The organism is Mogibacterium timidum ATCC 33093 (assembly GCF_000525775.1).
In the GTDB taxonomy this organism is placed as follows: Bacteria; Bacillota; Clostridia; order Peptostreptococcales; family Anaerovoracaceae; genus Mogibacterium; species Mogibacterium timidum.
In genome coordinates this window covers 18567-40529 of the sequence record NZ_JALU01000020.1, presented here as the reverse complement: position 1 = coordinate 40529, position 21963 = coordinate 18567, and the positions used below count along the sequence as shown (strand labels likewise).

At 42.6% G+C, this 21963-nt stretch carries 21 protein-coding genes; 4 read left to right on the top strand and 17 right to left on the bottom strand.

Annotated elements, in window-relative coordinates:
• Positions 1-9 precede the first annotated feature (9 nt).
• Complete coding sequence (locus HMPREF0581_RS05625; RefSeq protein WP_036381199.1) at positions 10-900, bottom strand: alpha/beta hydrolase; 891 nt, start codon at positions 898-900, stop codon at positions 10-12.
• Positions 901-1015: 115 nt separating this feature from the next.
• Here HMPREF0581_RS05625 and HMPREF0581_RS05620 point away from each other — a divergent pair, with 115 nt between their 5' ends.
• Positions 1016-1837 carry an undecaprenyl-diphosphate phosphatase gene (locus HMPREF0581_RS05620; protein WP_009644672.1) on the top strand — a complete coding sequence of 274 codons (822 nt, stop codon included), beginning with the start codon at positions 1016-1018 and terminating at the stop codon, positions 1835-1837.
• A gap of 166 nt (positions 1838-2003) precedes the next feature.
• Here the strand turns inward: HMPREF0581_RS05620 and HMPREF0581_RS05615 are convergent, their stop codons facing one another.
• Positions 2004-2681, bottom strand: a complete 678-nt coding sequence (locus HMPREF0581_RS05615) for an alpha/beta fold hydrolase (RefSeq protein ID WP_009644820.1) — start codon at positions 2679-2681, stop codon at positions 2004-2006.
• 316 nt (positions 2682-2997) lie between these two features.
• On the opposite strand from HMPREF0581_RS05615, the gene HMPREF0581_RS05610 reads away from it, so the two are divergent.
• From HMPREF0581_RS05610 to HMPREF0581_RS05600, 3 genes are all read left to right on the top strand, one after another.
• The gene (locus tag HMPREF0581_RS05610; protein ID WP_169731149.1) at positions 2998-3978 is read left to right on the top strand and encodes a YibE/F family protein; all 981 of its coding nucleotides are present in this window, start codon (positions 2998-3000) and stop codon (positions 3976-3978) included.
• The gene (locus HMPREF0581_RS05605; protein WP_009644829.1) at positions 3971-4714 is read left to right on the top strand and encodes a YibE/F family protein; all 744 of its coding nucleotides are present in this window, start codon (positions 3971-3973) and stop codon (positions 4712-4714) included. Before HMPREF0581_RS05610 ends, HMPREF0581_RS05605 begins: the two co-directional genes overlap by 8 nt.
• A 131-nt stretch (positions 4715-4845) precedes the next feature.
• Positions 4846-6195: an MATE family efflux transporter gene (locus tag HMPREF0581_RS05600; protein WP_036381194.1), complete on the top strand. Its 1350-nt coding sequence runs from the start codon at positions 4846-4848 to the stop codon at positions 6193-6195.
• A 167-nt stretch (positions 6196-6362) separates the two neighbouring features.
• Here HMPREF0581_RS05600 and HMPREF0581_RS05595 read toward each other — a convergent pair whose 3' ends face one another.
• The 15 genes from HMPREF0581_RS05595 to HMPREF0581_RS05525 form a co-directional block, all read right to left on the bottom strand.
• Positions 6363-8795 (bottom strand): hypothetical protein, encoded by a 2433-nt coding sequence (locus HMPREF0581_RS05595; protein WP_036381192.1) that lies wholly within the window; start codon positions 8793-8795, stop codon positions 6363-6365.
• A gap of 358 nt (positions 8796-9153) precedes the next feature.
• Positions 9154-10200, bottom strand: coding sequence for a YeiH family protein (locus tag HMPREF0581_RS05590; RefSeq protein WP_009644599.1), 1047 nt, complete (start codon positions 10198-10200; stop codon positions 9154-9156).
• A 288-nt stretch (positions 10201-10488) separates the two neighbouring features.
• Positions 10489-11001 carry a ferritin gene (locus HMPREF0581_RS05585; RefSeq protein ID WP_009644615.1) on the bottom strand — a complete coding sequence of 171 codons (513 nt, stop codon included), beginning with the start codon at positions 10999-11001 and terminating at the stop codon, positions 10489-10491.
• A 292-nt stretch (positions 11002-11293) separates the two neighbouring features.
• Positions 11294-12271 (bottom strand): flavodoxin family protein, encoded by a 978-nt coding sequence (locus tag HMPREF0581_RS05580; RefSeq protein ID WP_036381189.1) that lies wholly within the window; start codon positions 12269-12271, stop codon positions 11294-11296.
• A 198-nt stretch (positions 12272-12469) separates the two neighbouring features.
• Positions 12470-13210, bottom strand: a complete 741-nt coding sequence (locus HMPREF0581_RS08330) for a zf-HC2 domain-containing protein (protein WP_009644709.1) — start codon at positions 13208-13210, stop codon at positions 12470-12472.
• Positions 13207-13692, bottom strand: a complete 486-nt coding sequence (locus HMPREF0581_RS05570; protein WP_036381186.1) for an RNA polymerase sigma factor — start codon at positions 13690-13692, stop codon at positions 13207-13209. The genes HMPREF0581_RS08330 and HMPREF0581_RS05570 overlap by 4 nt, the downstream gene beginning before the upstream one ends.
• Before the next feature lie 64 nt (positions 13693-13756).
• Positions 13757-14575 carry a 2-amino-4-hydroxy-6-hydroxymethyldihydropteridine diphosphokinase gene (gene folK, locus HMPREF0581_RS05565; protein WP_036381183.1) on the bottom strand — a complete coding sequence of 273 codons (819 nt, stop codon included), beginning with the start codon at positions 14573-14575 and terminating at the stop codon, positions 13757-13759.
• Between the two features lie 68 nt (positions 14576-14643).
• Positions 14644-15456, bottom strand: coding sequence for a dihydropteroate synthase (gene folP, locus HMPREF0581_RS05560; protein ID WP_009644793.1), 813 nt, complete (start codon positions 15454-15456; stop codon positions 14644-14646).
• Between the two features lie 149 nt (positions 15457-15605).
• Positions 15606-16187 carry an HD domain-containing protein gene (locus HMPREF0581_RS05555; RefSeq protein ID WP_009644664.1) on the bottom strand — a complete coding sequence of 194 codons (582 nt, stop codon included), beginning with the start codon at positions 16185-16187 and terminating at the stop codon, positions 15606-15608.
• Between the two features lie 2 nt (positions 16188-16189).
• Positions 16190-16747, bottom strand: a complete 558-nt coding sequence (gene folE / locus HMPREF0581_RS05550) for a GTP cyclohydrolase I FolE (protein ID WP_009644593.1) — start codon at positions 16745-16747, stop codon at positions 16190-16192.
• Positions 16740-18035 carry a bifunctional folylpolyglutamate synthase/dihydrofolate synthase gene (locus HMPREF0581_RS05545; RefSeq protein ID WP_036381180.1) on the bottom strand — a complete coding sequence of 432 codons (1296 nt, stop codon included), beginning with the start codon at positions 18033-18035 and terminating at the stop codon, positions 16740-16742. The genes folE and HMPREF0581_RS05545 overlap by 8 nt, the downstream gene beginning before the upstream one ends.
• A gap of 145 nt (positions 18036-18180) precedes the next feature.
• Positions 18181-18702, bottom strand: coding sequence for an FmdE family protein (locus HMPREF0581_RS05540; RefSeq protein WP_009644725.1), 522 nt, complete (start codon positions 18700-18702; stop codon positions 18181-18183).
• 75 nt (positions 18703-18777) lie between these two features.
• Positions 18778-19530 (bottom strand): ABC transporter ATP-binding protein, encoded by a 753-nt coding sequence (locus tag HMPREF0581_RS05535; protein WP_036381176.1) that lies wholly within the window; start codon positions 19528-19530, stop codon positions 18778-18780.
• The gene (locus HMPREF0581_RS05530; RefSeq protein WP_051426953.1) at positions 19524-20582 is read right to left on the bottom strand and encodes a FecCD family ABC transporter permease; all 1059 of its coding nucleotides are present in this window, start codon (positions 20580-20582) and stop codon (positions 19524-19526) included. The genes HMPREF0581_RS05535 and HMPREF0581_RS05530 overlap by 7 nt, the downstream gene beginning before the upstream one ends.
• On the bottom strand, positions 20551-21651 hold the full coding sequence (locus HMPREF0581_RS05525; RefSeq protein ID WP_036381173.1) for an iron ABC transporter substrate-binding protein: 1101 nt from the start codon (positions 21649-21651) through the stop codon (positions 20551-20553). Before HMPREF0581_RS05525 ends, HMPREF0581_RS05530 begins: the two co-directional genes overlap by 32 nt.
• Positions 21652-21963: the final 312 nt, after the last annotated feature.

Genomic DNA, 21963 nt, shown 5'->3' with positions numbered 1-21963 from the left:
TTCATCATATTATTCACATTCGTCCAATTTACTTTTGACAAAGGACGCGAACAATTCCTCGTATTTTGACTTGTTTACAACATATGAACACACGTGCCCTGCCCCTTCAAACAGATGTATTTCCTTCTCGGTAGAGCTACACGCCTCATATATCCGAATAGAATTTGCATATGGTACAAATTTGTCTTTTTTACCGTGAATAAACATAAACGGTATGGATATTTTTCCAGCAACAGAGATCGGAGATGCAGAGCTTGCCTTAGCACCTCCTCTAAGCCTCATATTTGCCTTAAATAGCTCCATATACGCAGTTTTGATAAAAGAGTGCGTATCTCCTATCAAATACGAAATTTGGTCCATTATATCGCTATATGCACTGTCTGAAATGCAACACTTTATGTTATACGGGTTTTTATTGCCATCCAGGACCTCTCTATTTCCCGCAGCCAAAATTACCGTAGCTGCGCCCATCGACACACCGTGCAATATTATCGGGATCGTAACCGGGTAGAGTTTTCTGATTTGGCGAATCCAATCGATTAAATCGAAAGATTCCTTTGCACCAAAGGTCAGATAATTCCCTTCTGATTCCTCATGACTTCTCTGCGATATAACCAAATAATCAAAGTCGTTTCTGTAGTACATATCTGCAAATCGACCCATGTCCCTCAGACCGCCGCTGTGGAACCCGTGTACAGCGATGACAATAGCCTTAGGATGCTCGCGTTTGCGGTATAACCTGCCTGCAAGCTTTAAACCATCCCGAGCTGTTATACTTACTTTTGACGAATTCTGAAGCGATTCCTCTGTTAACGCTTCCTCGTATTGCAGCAAATATGCTCGATCTCGCGGCTTACATGTAGTTGACGTAAGCTTGAGGGCTTTATCGCTGCGTTTCATGAATTCAAAAATCCCACTACCTCCAAATATTTTCTATAAATAATAACTTTTTCAAATGCGTAATACCACCGATTATTTGGTATAATATATTGGCGTATTAGCAAAGGAGTTAAATATGATTGTATTTCTACAAGCTGTATTCTTAGGTATTGTTGAGGGTATCACCGAATGGCTGCCTGTGTCCAGCACCGGCCACATGATTCTTGTCAATCAAATCTGGCCAATGCGCGTCAATCCGGACTTCATGAGCATGTTCCTCGTTGTAATTCAACTCGGAGCAATTATGGCCGTCGTAATAACATTTTGGAACGACATTTGGCCTTTTACCAGCGACAAATCCAAGAAATATATTCGCAAGGACGTATGGTCAATGTGGTTCAAGGTTATTGTGGCATGTATTCCTGCAGTAATAGTCGGTCTCAAGTGGGACGATGCGATCGAAGAGCACTTCTACAATTACAAAGTAGTGTCGATAATGCTCATACTCATCGGAATTCTATTCATTATCGCAGAGAACCGCAATAAGCACTCTAAGCCGGAGACTAACAGTATTGATGACCTTTCCTATAAGCAGGCCTTCATCATCGGGCTATTTCAACTCGTATCAGCAGTTTTCCCTGGCACATCGCGCTCCGGATCGACGATTCTAGGCGCCCTGCTGCTTGGAGTCAGCCGCAAGACTGCAGCTCAGTTCACATTTTTTCTCGCGGTTCCGGTGATGTTTGGAGCCAGCCTGCTCAAATTACTCAAATATGGATTAAACTTCACCGTTAGCGAGGCGGCAATCCTGCTCGTGGGAATGATAGTTGCCTTCGTAGTATCGATGTTCATCATCAAATTCCTTATGAACTATATCAAAAAACATGATTTCAAAGTGTTTGGTTGGTACAGAATCGTGCTTGGAGCCATCGTACTACTGTATTTCTTCTTCGACTAGCTTGTGCAGTGACGTCAAATTGAATTAACTTGTGCAGTGACGTCAAGATCGCCTGTCCTTATTGAATAGAATTAAGGATAGGCGGTTTTATGTTTTTAATGCGGCTTCATACAGCACACAAGTCTAAATACCGGCTAATTATCCAGGAAAGAGTACCCTGTTGTTTTTACCCCTGCAAGAAATCGTCTATAATTTCGTTAAAAGCCTTATAGCTCCGGCGTGCCAATGAATGATTTCCCTTTACAAACTCAAGTCTGGAATTTGGAATTTTGGAAGCAATCAGCTTGGTATGACTGCCGTACATCAAATCCATCGTCCCAGCTATGACCAGTGTTTCCGCCTGTATCCGCTCCAGCTCATCCACGCCGGTTACCGGCTCACCCTTCATCAGCTGTAACAGCTCCGAACGCCTGGTTTGATTATCCTTATCTCCACTAAAGGTCGAATTTGCCTTCTCAAGCAGTCTAATTGCCATACGAACCGAAATTCTAAGCGAGCTGTACTTGAGATTAGCGCCACTTAGAATCAGTTTATCCACATACTCAGGATAGTCGATGGCAAACCTGATACCTACATTGGCTCCATCAGAAAAGCCGAGTATGTGAGCCCTCTTGATGGCATGCGTATCGAGGAATGCATGCAAATCCTCGGAAAATTGCAGTAATGTAAACGGCTTTTCGCCACGCGGAGTTTTTCCGTGTCCACGAGAATCTACGGCTATCACTCTATATTTTGATGAAAAATAATTAATCTGGTGAATAAAGTAGCTGCCGTCCGCACCATTGCCATGGAGCAGGATCAGCGGTTTACCCTCACCTATATCAATATAGTTGTGTCTAATCATAGCACTCACATTGTATCAAATTGCTTTGCATAAGGGTGGTTTTTTTGAAGAAATTTTGCTTGCAGAAACAAGATTGTTTTTATTTAAATCATGTTATTGTCAATATGTCGACCTGCACCTATGCTAGAATATATATCCGTAAAGTGCTATATAGCATACTGGGATATTTAGACCGGAGCTACAGGAATGTAGTTACGGAAAAATCCTTCGGTTTCAAGGAATTTGAATACTACATATTAAAATTTATATGAATTATATGAAAAAAAAATATCTAATCAAATTTATATTATCCATGATAGCAGTATCGATATTGTTCATGTTGATATTAAACAATTCGAGCATGTATAAAACAACTGTTGCAAAAGTAACGGATGTCACTGACAGGGATAACAATCAATTACTCGAATTAAGAATAGAAAATGGACATAATAAAGGCAAGGTTATCCATCTAAAAAACAAATATGACAAGTCGAGGACTTATGATGAAAAATATTATCGCAACGATTACGTCTTCCTTAATGACGATTATTCAGGGATTACAGGAGTAAAACGGGATTACTGGGTCGCTGGTGTTTTTTTATTGCTCATTGCAGCACTAATCACTATCGGTGGTCGTCAGGGAGTTTTTACTTCTATTTGCATAATCGGGAATATTGCGCTTTTTGGCATTGTTATTTTCATGAACATCCATGGAAATGACATCCTTTACATGACGATATTAAGCGTGCTGATTTTCACGTTTTTCGTTTTGCTGGTTACTGATGGCTTCAACAAGCACATGCTCCTATCATATGCGTCCACACTACTCACCACCTTGCTCCTATCTCTCTGCATCATGCTCCTGATATGGAGAAGTGATATTGATTATGATTTTCTGCATTTTCTACCGGAACCGTTTACTGTTACTGACGCCAGACACTTCTTTTTAGCACAGGTAATCATAGGCTGCCTCGGTGCTGTTATTGACGTATCTGTAACCGTCACAGCTGCTGCAACAGAACTGATTGAACGAACCCGTAATCTGAAGTTCAAAGGTCTGCTGCAGTCTTTACACGAGATTGCTGATGATATAACCGGAACAATGATAAGTGTAGTCCTTCTAACAAATATCGCACCAACTCTGCCTATTTTCCTTATCTCCATGTCAAATGAGATAAGCTTTAGGACTGTAATAAATCATGACGCTTATTTTTATATAGCACGCTCATTTTCCGGAATGTTGTCAATAGTTGTTGCCATACTGGTCTCTATCTTTGTAACTTCGTCAGTGGCGCGAAAGGAGCTAAAGCATGATTAAAATACTTATCATAATATTTGTACTCCTCTCACTTGTTGCGGGGGGCAATAAAACCGCTAAAGCCATAATGACGACTGCTATAAACATTTCTATTTTCGCACTGTTGATTGAGTTGATTTATTTAGGCTTCAATATTTCCATTTCAACGATTATAGCAGTATTGCTCATAACTGCAGTAACTATCTTCTACCAGAATGACAGGAATATTAAAACAAAATCCGCATTTATGTCAGTCATTTTGGTTCTATCCATCTCTGTAATACTTATAGTATTCATCATTAAGCATGCGCATCTACAGGGATTCGGTACAATTGGAGATGTCAAGATTCACGAATCTAACGGTTACTCCGGAGCCATTGGGATAAATATGCTTCTAGTTGAAATCGCTGTGTTTGTAGTAATTCTTGTTGGAGGACTCATAGATACGGCCATGGCAGTGAGCTCAGGAGTCTATGAGATTGCCCGTCATAATCCGGACTCACGTAGAGCTGAGCTATTTGGTGCAGGAATGAATATCGGCTGCAAAATATTAAGCTCTAACGTCAACACGCTCTTCTTTATATTTGCCGGGGAATTTATGATAATGTGCATAAGCTTTCTAAAGTTCTATTCATGGAGTACGCTTATTAACTCGAAGGATTTCACACAGGAGCTAATTGCGATTATGATAAGCGCCATCGGAACTGTTGTTATAATCCCTGTTTCATCATATATATCAGCTAGACTGATGTCCTGATGGAAGTGCCTGTCCGCCTTAATACAGAAAATTTAGTCGTATCTGCCATTTACAATTACAGCTACTGTTACAATTATTGAAATACAACATTATTATTTACAAATTTCAGCTCTTATGTAGAATATAAAAGTATGAAGTACACGGTAAAGAAAAATAAAATTCAATTATCAGATCATTTCACCTATGTTAGGCTTCTCAGATTTGTCATTCCATCAATAGGAATGATGGTTTTTACGTCTGTATATGGTGTTGTAGACGGTCTATTTGTGTCTAATATAGTCGGGAAAACAGCATTTGCGGCTATAAATCTTATTATGCCTGTGGAGATGATTGTCGGCGGCATAGGCTTCATGATTGGCACCGGCGGCGCCGCACTGGTGGCGAAAACGCTCGGAGAACAGAGACAAGAACGCGCAGAACAATACTTCTACATGATGATATCAACAACCGCTGTCGTCGGCATCATAATCTGCATATTTATATATATCTTTATGGAACCAATCTGCATTGCTCTTGGTGCAAATTCAGATATGATCAATGATTGCGTTACGTATGGACGAATAAGCATGTATTTCAATGTATTCTTCATGCTCCAGAACAGTTTTCAAGACTTTTTGATTGCTGCAGAAAAACCTCACCTCGGTCTTTTGTGTACGGTGTTTGCAGGTCTTTCAAACATCATTCTTGACGCACTTCTAATCTACGTATTTCACATGGGAGTTGCCGGTGCCGCATACGCAACTGGAATCAGTGAATTTATCGGAGCTATGATTCCGCTGGTATACTTTATACGCCCTAATTCAAGTTTACTCAATCTAAAGCGATGCAAGCCGGAGCTTCGTCCAATTGCCAAAGCCTGCGGTAACGGAGTTTCCGAAATGGTTACCAGCATTACATCATCCTTTGTCAGCATGTTCTACAATGTGCAGCTTCTAAAATATATAGGTTCTGACGGAGTAGCTGCATACGGCGTGCTCATGTACGTTCAATTTATATTTGCAGCGATTTTTATAGGATATGCGATGGGCTGCTCCCCGGTTATCGGTTATCATTACGGAGCACGCAATACGAATGAACTAGGAAATATTTTGTCAAAAAGTTTTAAACTTCTGTTTATCACCGGTACCGTGATGCTCGCAATTGGAGAGTTTTTGGCAAAACCGCTTTCAAGCTTTTTTGTGGGCTATGACACCTCACTTTTAATTTTGACAGTACACGCTATGAGGATTACCACGCTGTGCTTCATAATCGTCGGGATCAACATATTTGCCTCATCATTCTTTACTGCCTTGAATAATGGTTGGGTTTCAGCAATAATATCGTTCCTGAGAACGTTTGTATTCAAGCTGTCGTTTGTAATTTTACTGCCTATTTTGATTGGAATCGAAGGAATCTGGTGGTCAAACACCCTATCAGAGATAGCGGCATTTATCATCTCCATGATTACACTGGCTCTGATGCGCAAACGGTATGATTATTAGTCAATAGAATACCGGACAATATATTCGTATATTATCAGACAATCGGTATCAGCTGTGAACAATCTTGATTTAAATAATAGCCTAGGAATATGCTTGCATGTAAGCAGTCCTAGGCTATTATATTATTTTACAGTTATTAGTTCGCGAGAGAATTAAACTGCCACGCGTTATCTAACGCTCCTTCTTCTCCTTGCGATAACTACCACTATCACAAGCAACACTGCTGCAGCCATGCTGAATGCATAAGCAATTATAGCGCTTGAATCTCCGGTCCTTACTATTCCTGACCTCTTTATGAGCCTAGTTTTTTTAACATTTGATTTACCGGAATCAACAGCTGCTGTTCCGCCACTATTATTTCCATTATTTGGCGTTACGTTGCTGCCTGTTCTGTTAGCAAAGATAAATGTTGAGAATTTATCTGTCTCAAACTCAATCTTTTTGCCATCAATTACCTTATAATCTTTGATCTTTTCGAGCACCTTATTCCCCTTATCATGGAAAATCTCAAGCTTGGAAGGCTCTCCCTTGCGCAGCTCAATACGCACCTTGACCTTTTGTCCTGCTACCGGTTCAACAGCATTATCAGTAGCATCTCTATACGAGATGTCATAAGCTTCGTATTCGTACCCATTTAGATTATAGCCATTTAATTTGTAGCCGAGGAATGACATTTTAACTGCATGCTCAGAATCAGCAGCATATGCCGTTACTTCTTTTGTTCCGGGTGCGATCACCATGCTCTTAACACTTGGATACCCCTGCGACACGAGTTCAATAGTATACACTCCTGCTGCACCCTTTGTGAATAGCGGAGTTTCCTTTCCATCCCTGCCCTTGAGCTTGAGAGCGAAGTTAACGGAACCATCCTCGTTAAACAGATCCTTCATGAGATTATTAGCTCTTACTCTCTTGCCATCAATGAGAATGTTTCCAATTGAATCAGCATAAGCTTCTCTGGATAGGCCTTCAGGTAATGTCAGCTTGTTATCAACGAGCTTAACCTCTCCATCCTTATACTTTGATCTAAGGATGAAGGAGGCATTGATATCCTCGTATTTATCATCACTGTAGGTTACAGAATACCGACCTATGCCGGTTTTACCTGTATCCTTAATGACGATGTTATTGCCCTCAACAGTATAATCTATGTCCTTATCAAGTGTAGTTCTACCCTTTTTGACAGAAACAAGCTTATAATTGCTGCCAGCCGGTGTCTTGAGTACTGGCTTAACAACAACTCCATCCTTGAACTGTTCATCATTGACGGTTGCCCCCTGCCCTTCACTCAACAGAGTCTTGCAGAGCACGTTTGTGTTAATAACGAGGTCAGCCTTATTTCTAATCAGATAACGAATCTGAGTGATGGTTGCTCCCTGCAGACCCTCGTGACGCTTGTAATCAACAGTGTTACCGTGAGGCTCGACAAAACCGGGCTTTACAGCAAATGAAAACTCATTTGCACGAAGCCAAATGTTTTCAAGATGTTCCATTCCGTACTGTTTCCCATCGCTAGTCTTGACGATGATACCCTCAATATCGTCGGAGCTGGGAATCTTCTCAGACTGTACATTCACAAGATAGTTACCCCATGGGCTGCCAGTCTCAACCTCTACCCTAGCAGCTTGATCCAATATTTTCTGTGTAGTTGTAGCATTGAGAGTGCCATCCCCGTTTAGAATCTTGTACTCAGGAGTAGCCTGCCCTGGATTCTCATTAAGTCTAAACTTCTTGACCATCTCAAGTAATGGATTATTGGATGTCTTACCATCCTTGATAGCCTGCATGGCTTCCAGATACAGACCCTTTCTGATGGCTACAGAAGTGTCCTTGATTCCTAGAATCTCAACTGTTTTAGATGTTTCCTCATAATACGTTGTCGGAAATCTCTTGGCCTTATTCTTAGTAGCACTCGTCACGGCGTCGTACCGCCCTGCGTCTCTCATTCCTGATGCCTTGTCAGCAGCGCTTAAATCCATCGTCTGAGTGCCACTATGCAGTTCCTTAAGCTCGCCGTAGTAGAAATCTGCATATGGTACATCCAGCTTGCCATAGATATAATCATTGTCACCGATACCATCTAAGCTGGGTATTGTAGTTCCTGTGTTGCCGCCCGGATTAGTGGAGCCTCCGGGGTTTGTTCCCGGATTTGTGCCGGGATTAGAACCGGATGCATCTGCAGCTTCTGCATTCTGCATTATCTTGGCTGCAATTTTCTTCGCACTCTTTAGTGAATACGTTGCGCCTGTGTTAGTGTCGACTAACTCATTGACAGACTTAGCCGTAGCCGGCTTACCAATAAGCGAGGCCAGCTGCATCCTTGTCAAATCGACATATCCTTTGTTCATTTTATCCATGTTGGCTGCAGGTGTGCAGGTAACAGACTTGATGACACCGCCCTTAACCTCCATCTGCAAGGTGATATCGTATCCGGACCACACAGAATTAGGATCCGCCTCAACAGAACCGGTTCCTACATAAACCTTATCCTTGGCAACCTGGTCGCCAGTCACCGCAAACAAATTGACGGCGCACATGCTGACCATCATGCTCGATGTCAGAGCCGCGGTCAGTAATTTCTTCGGCCATGTTTTTTTCATCTACCTATTCCTCCTTAATGAATAAATACATGCAATGTAAAAGCGTGTTAAATAATACTGCAAGCTAGTAAATCTAGATAGTTAGACTATACTAATTCAAGCTGATTGTATCATTATGTATTGGAAATATCCACATAAAATATGATGATAATCAACATAACCTTCTAAGAAAATGTATTATTGTTAGTTTTCTCTAACTTTTTAATTGATTCTAAAGACTATTGTTCGTTTTTATAAAAAACCTGAAATCCAGGGAGATTATTTCTCTACTCAGATTTCAGGTTGCATAAATTCGCCAAAATTCTTGATTTGCAACGTAGCACACATTCGGCACTCACTTTATCACGCTCTCACAACTCTACCACAACCCCATCATGCGCTGCATTATCAGGCCGACAATCGTGATTCCCACCCAGCACACTGCTCCAAGTACCAGAGGCTTCCCTCCGGTCTTGATTAGCTTCACTATATTGCTGTTCAAACCGATAGCGCCCATTGCCATTACTATCAGGAACTTGCTCAGAGTCTTGAGCGGTTCAAATGCCTCAGCGTTAATTCCTATTGATACGCATACAGTTGTTATTATCGATGCAATTATAAAATACAAGATGAACATCGGGAAAGCGCGCTTAAGGCTGAATGAATTTGTATCGGTTGCATCAGCGCTCACCTCACTCTTCTTTTTGGCCGAGAAAATTGCCAGCACCAACGTTATAGGGATGATTGCCAGAGTCCTCGTCAGCTTAACCGTCACCGCTTTGTCAAGAGCCTGAGATCCGAGATGCCACATGCTGTCCCATGTCGAAGCAGCCGCAGTTACAGACGATGTATCATTTACAGCAGTTCCTGCAAATATTCCAAAGGCTTCTCCACTCGTCGTGCTCATCCCGAGTAAGTGACCGAATATCGGGAACACGAGCGCCGCAATGACGTTGAAAAAGAATATTACTGAAATCGCCTGCGCAACCTCGTCATCCGAAGCATCAATTACCGGAGCTGTAGCTGCGATAGCAGACCCACCGCATATTGATGACCCCACGCCGACAAGCGTAGCAGAATTGGCGTCGACCTTCATCACCTTATGTATGATGTACGCGAGAATAAGTGACGTGGAAATCGTACAGATAATTATTGGGAGCGACTGAGCTCCGGTCTTAAGAATTACATTAAGATTGAGACCAAAGCCAAGGAGAACTACAGCCATCTGAAGTATATATTTGGATGTGAATTTTATTCCTTCGCTACATATGCCCTTATTCACCCACACCAGTGTGATAATCATACCTAAAATAATGGAAAATACCGGTCCGCCGACAACCGGAACGAGCTTCCCAAGGAACCATGCCGGCAGTGCGATAATAAAGCAAGCTGCAATACCCGGCAATTTGAATTTTAATGAACTCATGTGACGCTCCTTTAGCAATTGTTCTTATAAACTATTAATAAATATTAAAAATATGTATTTTTCGGTAATAAAGCTGCATGCTTTACGCATACCATTCCGACAAAACAATATTAATATAACATAAAATACGAGCTGCGTCAGTAGCAGACGGAGCTCTTTGTCAATGCGAAGTAAGGCTTAGTTGATACAAAATTTTATAAAAAAGAGCAGGGCTAAACCCGGCTCTTAATAACTGTTAGTATATCTGATTGACATGATATATCTCAATCCGACTACAGAACACGCGCCTTATAGAACTAGCGACGGTGCAGCGTAAGCTCTCGCCAGCAGCTCCTGATTGAGCGCATAAAGCCCCTTAGGATCTCTTCCATACAGCTCAAACTTTTTAAGCAGATCATCAGCAGACTTTTCTTCTTCTCCCTGCTCCTTGACGAACCAGTCAAAGAACTGCATAGTGCGATAGTCGTCTACCTCGTTGGCAGCCTTGTAAATCTTGTTGATGAGGCTTGTCACATACTGCTCGTGTTTGAGACTGAAATTTAGTGCGTCATAGATCTCCTTGCATTTCATATCCGGCTTATCAATCTCGGATAGAGTTACCTTTTCACCGTTGTTGAAGAGGTATGTTCTCATCAGCATCGCATGGTCACGCTCCTCCTGAGCCTGCACATCGAAATAGTTTGCGAATCCGTCCAAGCCTGCATCATTGTAGAAGTTAGCGAAGTCGAGATACAGATATGCGGAATAAAACTCCTTGTTAATCTGATTATTAATTAGCTCTGCTACTTTCTTGTCTAGCATGTCAGTACCCTCCTACATCCATAATTTTATAATATCATCTATTTCATATATTATACCACGTATTATATCCACTTGCCATTAAAGTGCGCGCAATATAATTGCATTTTAATTTGAGCTTTCCATAATATTTAGAATACCTTGTTCTCCATAATGACGGCGTGGCAGTGCATACGAGCTTGCTCGCGAGAACATTGCCTGTACACGCGAGTAAGAATTTGTAAAAAAATAAGCTGCGCACTGAGAGCAGCCTATTATCTATATATCGTATTACCGGCGTTGACCAATTGCCGTCCTACTTGGATGGAGATGGAGTTGGCTCACATACTGCTGTGTAATGTGCCTTGCGCTCCTTAAACTTCTCATCCTTGAAGAGGTTCATGAGACGGCCTTCATTCTCGAATATGTCCTTGCCGTGCAGCGCCTTACCGGACAGCAGGTCATGAGCATGATGAAGAGTTGCAGGGTCGAACTTGAGTCTAAGCGTTCCGCCTTCCATAACCAGCTCTCCTTTAAGACCGCAGAGCTCACACTCGGCTTCATTAGTTCCCGGGTGAATGTAGAAGTTATTGCCGTGACAGTGCGGACATGCGCCCTTAGGGCCCTTGAAGTAATCGAGCTTATCGTTGTCAGGCTCCATAATCATGAGGTTTCTGTCAGCGATGTCCTTAGCAGCCTCTACTAGATTCTTACCAATCTCCCTGATACGAGCAACCTTGTCGTCCTGAACGATAACGTCCTTCGACCACGAGAAATAATCGTTATCTACAACCTTCCAGCCAGGGCTCATTGCGAGCATTGCGTGGTCAGTCTCTGTGCGTACAGCCCAGTCTGAACCTCCGATTCCTACAAAAGAGATTGCTCTCTGCTTGAAATACTTCATCGGCAGTGGCTCCTTGCCGGCCTCCATCAGCTTTTCCTGGCACCCGAGCATCATACCTGTATCGTGTCCGGGACCCATTCTGTCCATGAGGTTGTGAAACATACCTGTACCACCGGACTCAAAGATTGGGTCAACGATGAGTATTCCGTCAGAATCCGTCATCTTGTCATATAGTGCAGCAAAATCATCCTTCTGCGAACATACCATTCCCTTACCCATTACAAGAGCTCTAGAACATGCAACACACCCTGTACACGGTTTGATATCCCAGTCGAATAGATGGATAAACTCGATATCGCATCCCATCGCCTTAGCCTGCTCAAGTACAACGCGGCACATGGTATCGTTGTTGCCGTTTTTTGTCCCTAGCGAAATACCTAAAATTTTCATACTCAATCCCCCACAATCAATTAAAATCATCCATAAGAAAGCTCTTGTTAAAAACAAGACAGTATTTTCAACTAAATATTACATTAGAGACTTTGTTTTGTATAATCGTTTTATAATCATAAGCTACATAACTGATTTGTTATGTTTAGCCGTACAAAAATACGGCAGATGCGAGTGCATCTGCCGCTTCGCTAATAGCTACTTCCCCACAAACCCGTCTGACTTTGTCCATATCAGCTTGGAAGAATTCTTAATTTTTTCAAATCTCTTATCGTATTTGTCTAGCTGTAATCTTTCTGTGGGTATTCCCAATTTAAGTAAATCATCCGTCTTCTCGAAATCTTTCCAACCGCTCTCCGAAATATAATATACTTTATCAATATTAGCAACCAGTTCCTTGCCATCCGTATCATAGTATGTTGTCTCACGTTTCGGGCCATTCCACAGCACGCTTTCATAACACATCTTCTTATAATCATGCGCACTTCTATGAGTTGTCGAAATTACAACAATCATAGTTTTAAGATCAGACGATAGTATCCGCTCATACGATGAACCAGTACTACCGGAATAAAGCATATCATCCCTATACGTAATTTCTGCTTTATCATAAGGAAGATACAATTCATACTGATCATAAAAATACCAACCAGTCGCCCCTATGATCACTATCACGGCTACAGTAATTAATACAGTAAGCTGCTGTCTAAGGCTCATACGTCGCCTAATCTTCCTTAATGAATCATATAAACTTATGTCCTCATCAATGGTCTCGGCTACACTGTCCGATAACTGGGCTCCCGCTAACCGTTCCAGCTCGGTGCGACAACTATCGCACTCTCGAGTATGATCCAATACAAGGGCCACACTATCCTCTGAAAGAACGTCATCAACATACAAAGGCATCAAATCCCTTGCCACGTCACAGCTTATCTTCATCCCTTATCCTCCAAATCATCTATTATCTTAAGGCGACTACGATGATAGGTCACGCGTGCCCAGCTATCCGACTTTCCGAACAGTGTCCCGATATCTCTAAAATGCATTTCAGCATACACTCTGAGCATAAACACTTCTTTGTACGGTTCATCAAGATTGTGGATTGCGTATCTGAGCTCATGAGTTTGTTCATTACTGAGTATGGTAGCTTCTACGCCGTCATCTATCAGTTGTTCCTCATCCAATTTATCGATATCAACAGTATGTCGCTCTTTTTTAAGATATGTAAAATATAAGTTCTTGGCGATTTGACACAGCCAAACTCTCATACTCGATTCACCGCGGTACGAATCGATAGACTTTACCGCCCTAAAGAAAGTCTCCTGTGTAATCTCCTCAGCTATGTGCGAATCCCTGCACATAGAGAAGATGTAACGATAGACTGAACTAAAATATTCGTGATATATATGTTCTAAATCCATTGTTACCCCTTTTCTTAACAGCTGTTTCTACATATATGACTCAGATAATAAGAAAACGTTACAATTACTTTTCTAATTTATCAAGCAGCTGCAGTACTGTCTGCCCCAAAATTGGATGCTTAGCATATGGTGCGATTTCCGCCAATGGTCTAAGCACGAAATCCCTCTTATGCATCTCTATATGAGGAACAATTAGATTATCGGATTCCACGACTTCATCATCATAGAGGATAATGTCCAGATCAAGAGTTCTAGGACCCCAGTGGATATTGCGCTCTCTATGCGCTTCTATCTCTATTCTCCGGAGCTCAACTAGGAGTTCATCCGGTGTTAGCAGCGTCTCAACCAGCAGTGCGCCGTTGAGGAAATTGTCCTGCTCAACTCCTCCGTAAGGTACAGTTTCGATATAGGACGAAACACGCTTAACTCTGCAGCCCTTGATCTCATCCATGCGTTTAACTCCGAAATCCAGATACCCAAGTTTATCTCCCATATTTGATCCAATTGCCACGTATGACTTGTGCCAGAAGCGTTCAATCTTGACTGATGCGTCTCGCAGCGGCAACCCAATCGGCGCCCAAGGCTTCTTGATTTCAACAGATACTCCCTTGACCCGCGCATATCTCAGGAGCAACGCCTCAGCAAGCTGTTCCGCCGCCGATTCGAGTAGCTTTACTGTGTGTTCCTTGGCAAATTCAGTTACAAAGGTTGCTACGTCACCGTAATTAATGGAGTTCTCTAATTCATCAGTCCTGCCGGCAAGCTTGGTATCCGTATACAATTTTATCGTAAATACGAACTTTTGCCCCAGAGCATTCTCCTCCGGGAACACTCCGTGATTAGCGAATACCTCCAGATCGGTTATTCTTATCTCATCGTACATCTCTCACATCTCCTGGGGTACATTCATCTGACACGGCAATAGATTTGGAAGCGCCGCATCACTGCATACTATATGTGTTCACGCAGGATAGCCTGCATAGTCTTCATCGCACGGTAGTTCTCCTTAACATCGTGTACTCTAAATATCGATGCCCCCTGCGCGACACCGTATACCGTAGTTGCCACAGTAGCCTCTATGCGCTGGTCCACCGGCAAATCCAGTATGAGTCCAAGCGTCGACTTTCTCGAAGTGCCCAGCAGCACCGGCATCCCAAGCTCCTGCATCCTATCCAGATGGTGCATAGCCATCAGGTTGTGCTCCGGCAGCTTGCCGAAGCCAAATCCGGGATCCATAATAATTCTGTTCACGCTGACTCCATGCGATTTAGCGATTTCGATACAACCACTCATATCATCCAACCACTCTGATACAAAATCCCCATACACCTTATCATCTCTATTGTGCATAAGACAAACCGGCACCTCATACTTGGCAGTTGCAGCTGCAACTGTCTCATCATATTTGAAGCCCCAGATATCGTTAACCATATCTGCACCCGCAGCAAGCGCAGCTTCTACAACGGAGCCCTTGTAGCTATCGATGGAAACAGGGATGTCAAAGCGTTCCTTCACAGCCTCAATAACGGGAATAATCCTTGCAATTTCCTCATCTTCAGTTATCCGGATATGTCCCGGCCTGGTTGACTCTCCTCCTATGTCAATTATAGCCGCTCCGTCACGAATCATCTCGGCTACATGATGCAGTGCGCTGTCCATGTCATTCCATCTGCCGCCATCCGAGAATGAATCAGGGGTGAAATTAAGTATTCCCATGATGTAGCAGTCATTTTCAAGGTCAAAATTCTTATTGCCGATTCTCATTTTATTCCTCAACCATTCTTATTAATCCTCAACCATTCTTAACTTTATGAAATTGTTCAAGTGCCATATCTGTATTACGGATACTTACCATTTATACCGAGAGCACATTTATCTGTATCGCAACAACCTTAACAGTTTATCAAGGTGTATCAATATTCGATGCTGTGATTCTTCTTTTCCTCCGACCAGTTGCAGGTTTCCGAGGCTTCACAGGCAAAGCAAAGCCTTGACTGTTTGTCTGCTCTCTTTATGATCACCTGCAAAGCATTTGACGAATCCTCCGAAACGCAATTGCTGCCGCGGTGATTGCGAATTGAATTTATAATAGCTGCACGCTCATTCTCCGTGAAATGTGACCTGCTTAGTATCTCAGCGGCAGCTATCGCTCCCGCCTCATCGTGAGATACCCCCGAGCGATACTCGGCGCTCCTGCCAATATCATGCAGCAGAGCGGCAGCGTAAATCACATCCCTGGCCAGCTTTAAGTCCTCTTCCAGAGAGTATATGTATGCGATGCGAGCAACATCCATCAAATGAGATATATCGTGTTTGCAGTACCTGCGCTCATCCTCTGCAGCTTCTATCTCGGCCATGCAGCTGAGCCACATCTCATCACGATAGATTGCTTCAAGTCTCGCCATACTCTCCGGTATACATGGAGCTGCATCGTGCTCCTCATTTGGAGCTGTCACATCCATATATGGTTCTATGAAATCTGTGCTATATGCCATAGCTATCTTCTCTCCAGCATCCTAAAGAATTTGTTCTGTAGCTGCTCATTGCCGTCAAATGCACCTCGAGCTATTGATGTTACCGTCTTGGTTCCCGGCTTCTTGATGCCGCGCATAGTCATACACATGTGCTCTGCTTCAATGAGAACCATCACACCCTTTGGCTTCAGCTCATTCATAAAAGCATCTGCAATCTGCGCCGTCAGTCGCTCCTGCAGCTGCAGTCTCTTGGCAAATACCTCGACCGTTCTGGCCATCTTGCTGAGCCCGATAACCTCTCCGTTCGGAATATATGCGATTGCAGCGCGTCCATAAAACGGTAGAATGTGGTGCTCACACAGCGAATAGAACTCTATGTCCTTTTCCATCACAATATCGTTATTTTCAACGGCAAAGCGTTTTTCAAGATGTGTACCGGCTGAATCGTTATACCCACACACCAGCTCTTCATACATCTTTGCGACTCGTTCAGGGGTCTCGATTAATCCCTCTCTGACCGGATCTTCGCCAATCCCTTCGAGTATGAGCTTGACGCCTTCAATAATCTTGTCTTTATCCATTATTTCTCCTTCTATCTACAAACTGCTTCACATCGCCAAGGAACGACAGCGATCCGCACACCAGGATTACATCATCCTGTAACGCATAGCTGTGCGCGGCCTCCATGCCCTTGCAAATACTTTCCGCCGCCTCGACATATTCCGAATACCGAAACGCTTTCTCCATTAGCACATCTGCCGGTAATGCCCGGTCGCTGTTAGGCGTTTCAATTGTTATAACCTGCTTGGCAAGTGGCACCAGATGTGCAAGCACACTCTCATATTCCTTGTCCTTAAATATTCCAATAACCAGTATTACTTTTTTATCTCCAAAATATTGCTGTACGGAATCCTCCAGCGCTATCGCAGCTCCATCATTATGAGCTCCATCTATTATCACTGCAGGGGCCTCTGCAATTTGCGTAAATCTCCCTACCCAGCGAGCGGCTTTTAATCCGGCATATACCGCCTGATCCGATATATCGCAGCCTTTGTCTCTTAGCGCCTCAGTAGCCATAATAGCAAGGGACGCATTCTTAAACTGATACGTACCGGCCAGTGAAATATGCACATCATGCCAGTCTCTGTATTCAAAGCTCTGATCTCTTAGCCCTAACGAGCACACTTTGATTTCAGTGTCCGCAACCGTCCTAAGCTCACAGCCTAAAGACTTGCATCGTTCAGATAACACCTTCTCGGCATCTATGTGCTGCTTGGCGCTGACAACAATAGTGTTAGGCTTGATTATTCCGGCCTTTTCGACAGCAATCTCTGCGATTGTATCACCCAGGATTGCCATATGATCCATCGATATTGGCGTGATTACCTCAATCACCGTCGTGGTTACAACATTCGTAGCGTCTTCGCGGCCGCCGAGACCGGTTTCAAGTACCACATAATCACATTTGGATGCTCTAAAATACAGCATAGCTAACGCTGTCTCTACCTCGAACAACGTTGGAGATCTGAGTCCATCTTCCTCCATATGTCTAATCTCAGCTGCAAGCTCGGTTGTACACCTTGCCAGTTCCTTTTCGCCGATATGGTGACCATTCACCTGAAATTGTTCGCCATACTCAAAAAGCCACGGAGAATAGTAGCTCCCCGTGGTGTATCCTGCTTGAATTAGAATGTTGGATAGATACGAGAGAAGCGATCCCTTACCGTTGGTGCCCGCGACGTGTATAAACCTTAGCTCGTCCTGTGGATCACCCAACCTATGGAGTAGTTCCCGCATGCTGTCCAGGCCAAGTACACTTCCGTATCCGGACAGCTCGTCCAGATATACTCTTGACTCTTTGTAATTCATTTATTGCTCCTATCTTAGTTAATCATACGACCTTATTGTAATGCACATGGTTGATAGTAGCAAGGAATATTAACAGTTAATTCATTAAAAACACCTGCCATCGCCTGATTAGCAAAAGGCAGGTTGATCTCCGAACGCAGTTCACTCACACATCAAATCTATTGTATTTATCGCAGCAATCCAAGCATAGCTTCTTGCCGCCTTCGAGCCTTATCCAATTTGCCCCCGTTACTTCCCCGCAGCACTCGCATGTATACGACTCAAAGATTTTTGCACGATCAGGAACAGCGATGTGAGGTTTCTTAACATCAAACATATCACGAGGTTCGGATCGCTGATAATATTCAAACGATTCAGCTCTAGTCATTCCATCCGGTTTATCCTTTAGTACCAACCTTATAGCTCTATTGCTTGTCCTATTGTAAAAGGAGAAAGCTTGCTTTCCTCTCATGTGAAAAAGCAGATTTCCTTTTCCGATGCTGCACCCGAGCATCGTCTGAATAGCATCTACTCCGCAGGCATCGTTCTCTGAAATACACACTAATTCTTCATCCTCGGAGAATTTAATATCCAGTAATTCGATCGCGTAAAGTGATGCTTTGTATCCTATCGTCAAGCCCCCACATTCATGCCCATGAAAGGCTACACAGTCTTCCCATGTTTTCATGTCAACCTCCTTGTCAACAAAAACTTGTGTTATACAACATTCCTTATAAATCCGTTTGATTTATCTCCTATAAATCTAGTCCATCAATATAATTTTGTGACCTCTTACCTCGACTATTTCCGCGTCGATTCCATACACAGCTTTTAGGTGATCTGCTTTAAGTACTTCAATTCCGCCATCAGCATATACTTCTCCGTCTTTGAGCAGCAGAAAAGAATCACAATATCTTAGCGCCAGGTTAATATCGTGAATGACAATAACTGCGGCGAAGCTGTCCTTATCACAGAGCTCTCTGACAAGCTTTAGAACGTGATGTTGGTTGGCAAGATCAAGAGAGCTGGTCGGTTCGTCAAGCAGAAGCACCTCGGGCTGCTGCGAAAGGGCTCTCGCCAACATAACCTTCTGGCGTTCTCCTCCGGATAACTCCGAAATAAAGCATCCCTTCAAGTGTTCTATCCCGAGCCTGTTCATAGCCGAATGAATGATATTATGATCTTCCTCTGTAAAGCTCCATTTCATATATGGTCTTCTTCCCAGCATCACAAAATCATGAACCGTAACCTCCGTACTTGGAACACTTTGTGACACGAAGGCAATGCGTCTTGCAACATCACGATTGCACATCTCTAAAATATTTTCATCATGTAATTGGACTGAACCTTTCTCAGGTCTGAGAATATGATTAAGACATTTGAGCAAGGTACTTTTACCGACACCGTTATTCCCCAGAATTGCCTTGAATTGCCCGGGATTAACCGAAAATCCGACATCATGCAAAATCTCCCTTCCACATTTGTAATGAAAGTACAGATTGTCTATTTTCAGCATCTTCGTCTCCCCCTTTTGAGTAACAGAAAGAGGAATAACGGACCTCCAAGGAAGGATGTAATTGCACCAATTGGCAATATTATCGGCGAGATAGCTATTCTTGCAAAGAGATCACTTAACAGTAAAATTAACGATCCTGCAATAGTGGATCCCGGAATCAGATAAATATAATTGTTTCCAACTGCAAGTCTCACAATATGTGGTGCTATCAAGCCGATAAAATTTACAAGTCCTATATTTGATACAATTACAGAGCTCGTTAGACAACAGATAATCATACTGGTTAAAGTCAGTCTTTTGACATTGATACCCAAGCTTATTGCAGTTTCTTCGCCACTTAATAATGCATTATAATCCCAGCGGTGCAGTACGCTGAATAAAATCAATAATAATACTATCACCATTATTTTTCTAATATCTGACCATGTTGTATTTCCAAGATCTCCAAATGTCCAGAAAACTATTGTTGCTAACTCAATGTCATTTGCAAAATACTGTATAAGAGTCGTTGCCCCTGTCAGCATCGCACTTATAGCCACACCGGCAAGCACAATTCCCTCAGCAGAGATTTGTCTAAATCTCGATAGCACAAGTATCAAAGCTGCAACTGCAACTGATCCGGTGAAAGAAAGCAGGGTTATCCCGATGATCGAGTGGTTACCTAATCCAACAACTACAATAGCAACAGCAGCTCCAAAGGTCGCTCCTTGTGATACGCCGAGAGTTGAAGGAGATGCAAGCGGATTGTGCAGGACTGCCTGAAGAATGCAGCCAACAAGCCCGAGCCCTGCACCGGAAACAAGTGCCGTACATATTCTTGGAAGTCTATTATTTCTTACAATGAGATTAATTCTGTTGTCATCTGATATTCCTACAATCCCCTTCAGGATTTCAGTAGCCGAAGTGTCATAAAGACCAATCCTAAGAGAAACAAATACGAATATTATCAGAATTGTTCCCAGAATTATAAGAAATCCGATCGAATAGTTCTTCTTGCTGTTATAAGAGGTTGATGAGCAATTATTCTCCAAGCTTGAGAGAACGGAATTCATATCCTTCCTCCTTCATATCATCGTAGATATCCTTGCCTAACAGTTTTTTGAAAGCTTCTCTCGCCTTCTTCTCATAGTCTACGCCCTTAAACTCCTTAGGGAATACTTTACATCCGGCATAGTAAGAGTCGGCTATTGATGTCTCCAGATTAGTAGCACAGTAACGGAATGAAATCTGAGAGAATATCTTGCCTTTCTTTACCGCCTTTAAACTATCATATAGCCCCTTATTCTGCCTGTACTGCTGTTTAATAATCTGTATTCCGTTAAAATCCAAGAATATTATGTCAGGATCTGCTGCCACAACTTTTTCAATGTCCATATTAAATGCACCCTTTTGCCCGGTTGTATTTGCAAGGTTATTTGCTCTTATCAACTCTAATGGTCCGTAGAGAGCTTCGGTCCCTTCAAATCCGTGATGACCTTTAAAGGACACACCTCCGACGTAAACAAGCGGTTTATTTTTGTTTTTTATTCCCTTCGTTCTATCCTTCAGGTCCTTCTTAACGTCGTCGAAGTATTCCTTTAATTCATTGGCTCTGTCCTCTTTTCCATAGAGCTTACCCATAATTTCTATTGTCTTATATGCTTTTTTATCAAGAGTAGTATCACTTCCCGGTATCACTACAACCGGAATCCCGGTTTTCTCAGATAGTTCATCGGCGTTAACTGATGCGAAGGAACTAAGAACAATCACCTGAGGATTTGCCTTAACTATAGCCTCCGTGTTTGGAATTCCGTTCGTACCCGTTACAGGCAGCTTTTCAAACTTTGAATGATTGACATAATTATAAGGTAATGCCGTAGTCTTATCTTTCTTCTCATAATCCTCTACTCCGACAACAAGATCTGCAGCATCCATATATGAAGTGTATCTGAGGGATCCGACGCCAACGCAAACAACACGCTTGACCTTATTCGGAACCTTAACCTCACGACCTGCTCCATCCTTGATTATACGAGTCTTGCTATCATTGCCATTTTTACCGCTACATGCGCTAAGACCGGCTGCAATAACGACTACCATCAACATCAATACCACAAGCTTCATCCCATTATTTTTCTGCATGTCCGTATATCCTTTCTGCATTAGTCATAATAAACTCATCCGTAAAAGTCCCAAGCCTAGGGTAACATAATCCCGATCTGTAAGCTGCCCTATGCTATGTTCAATAAATTGTATAGAAACATATACAACACTTATTTAATGATTACGCTACACAAAAACTCAAAAACACTCTTAAACATTCAAAAATACTCAAAAAATACTCAGGATTTATATATAAAGGACAGTTTGCTGCTATACAAATACCGCACCTTCATCGATATGATGCAGGTGCGGTATTTGTTGATATTTTAATCTATATCCGTATTCTGAACA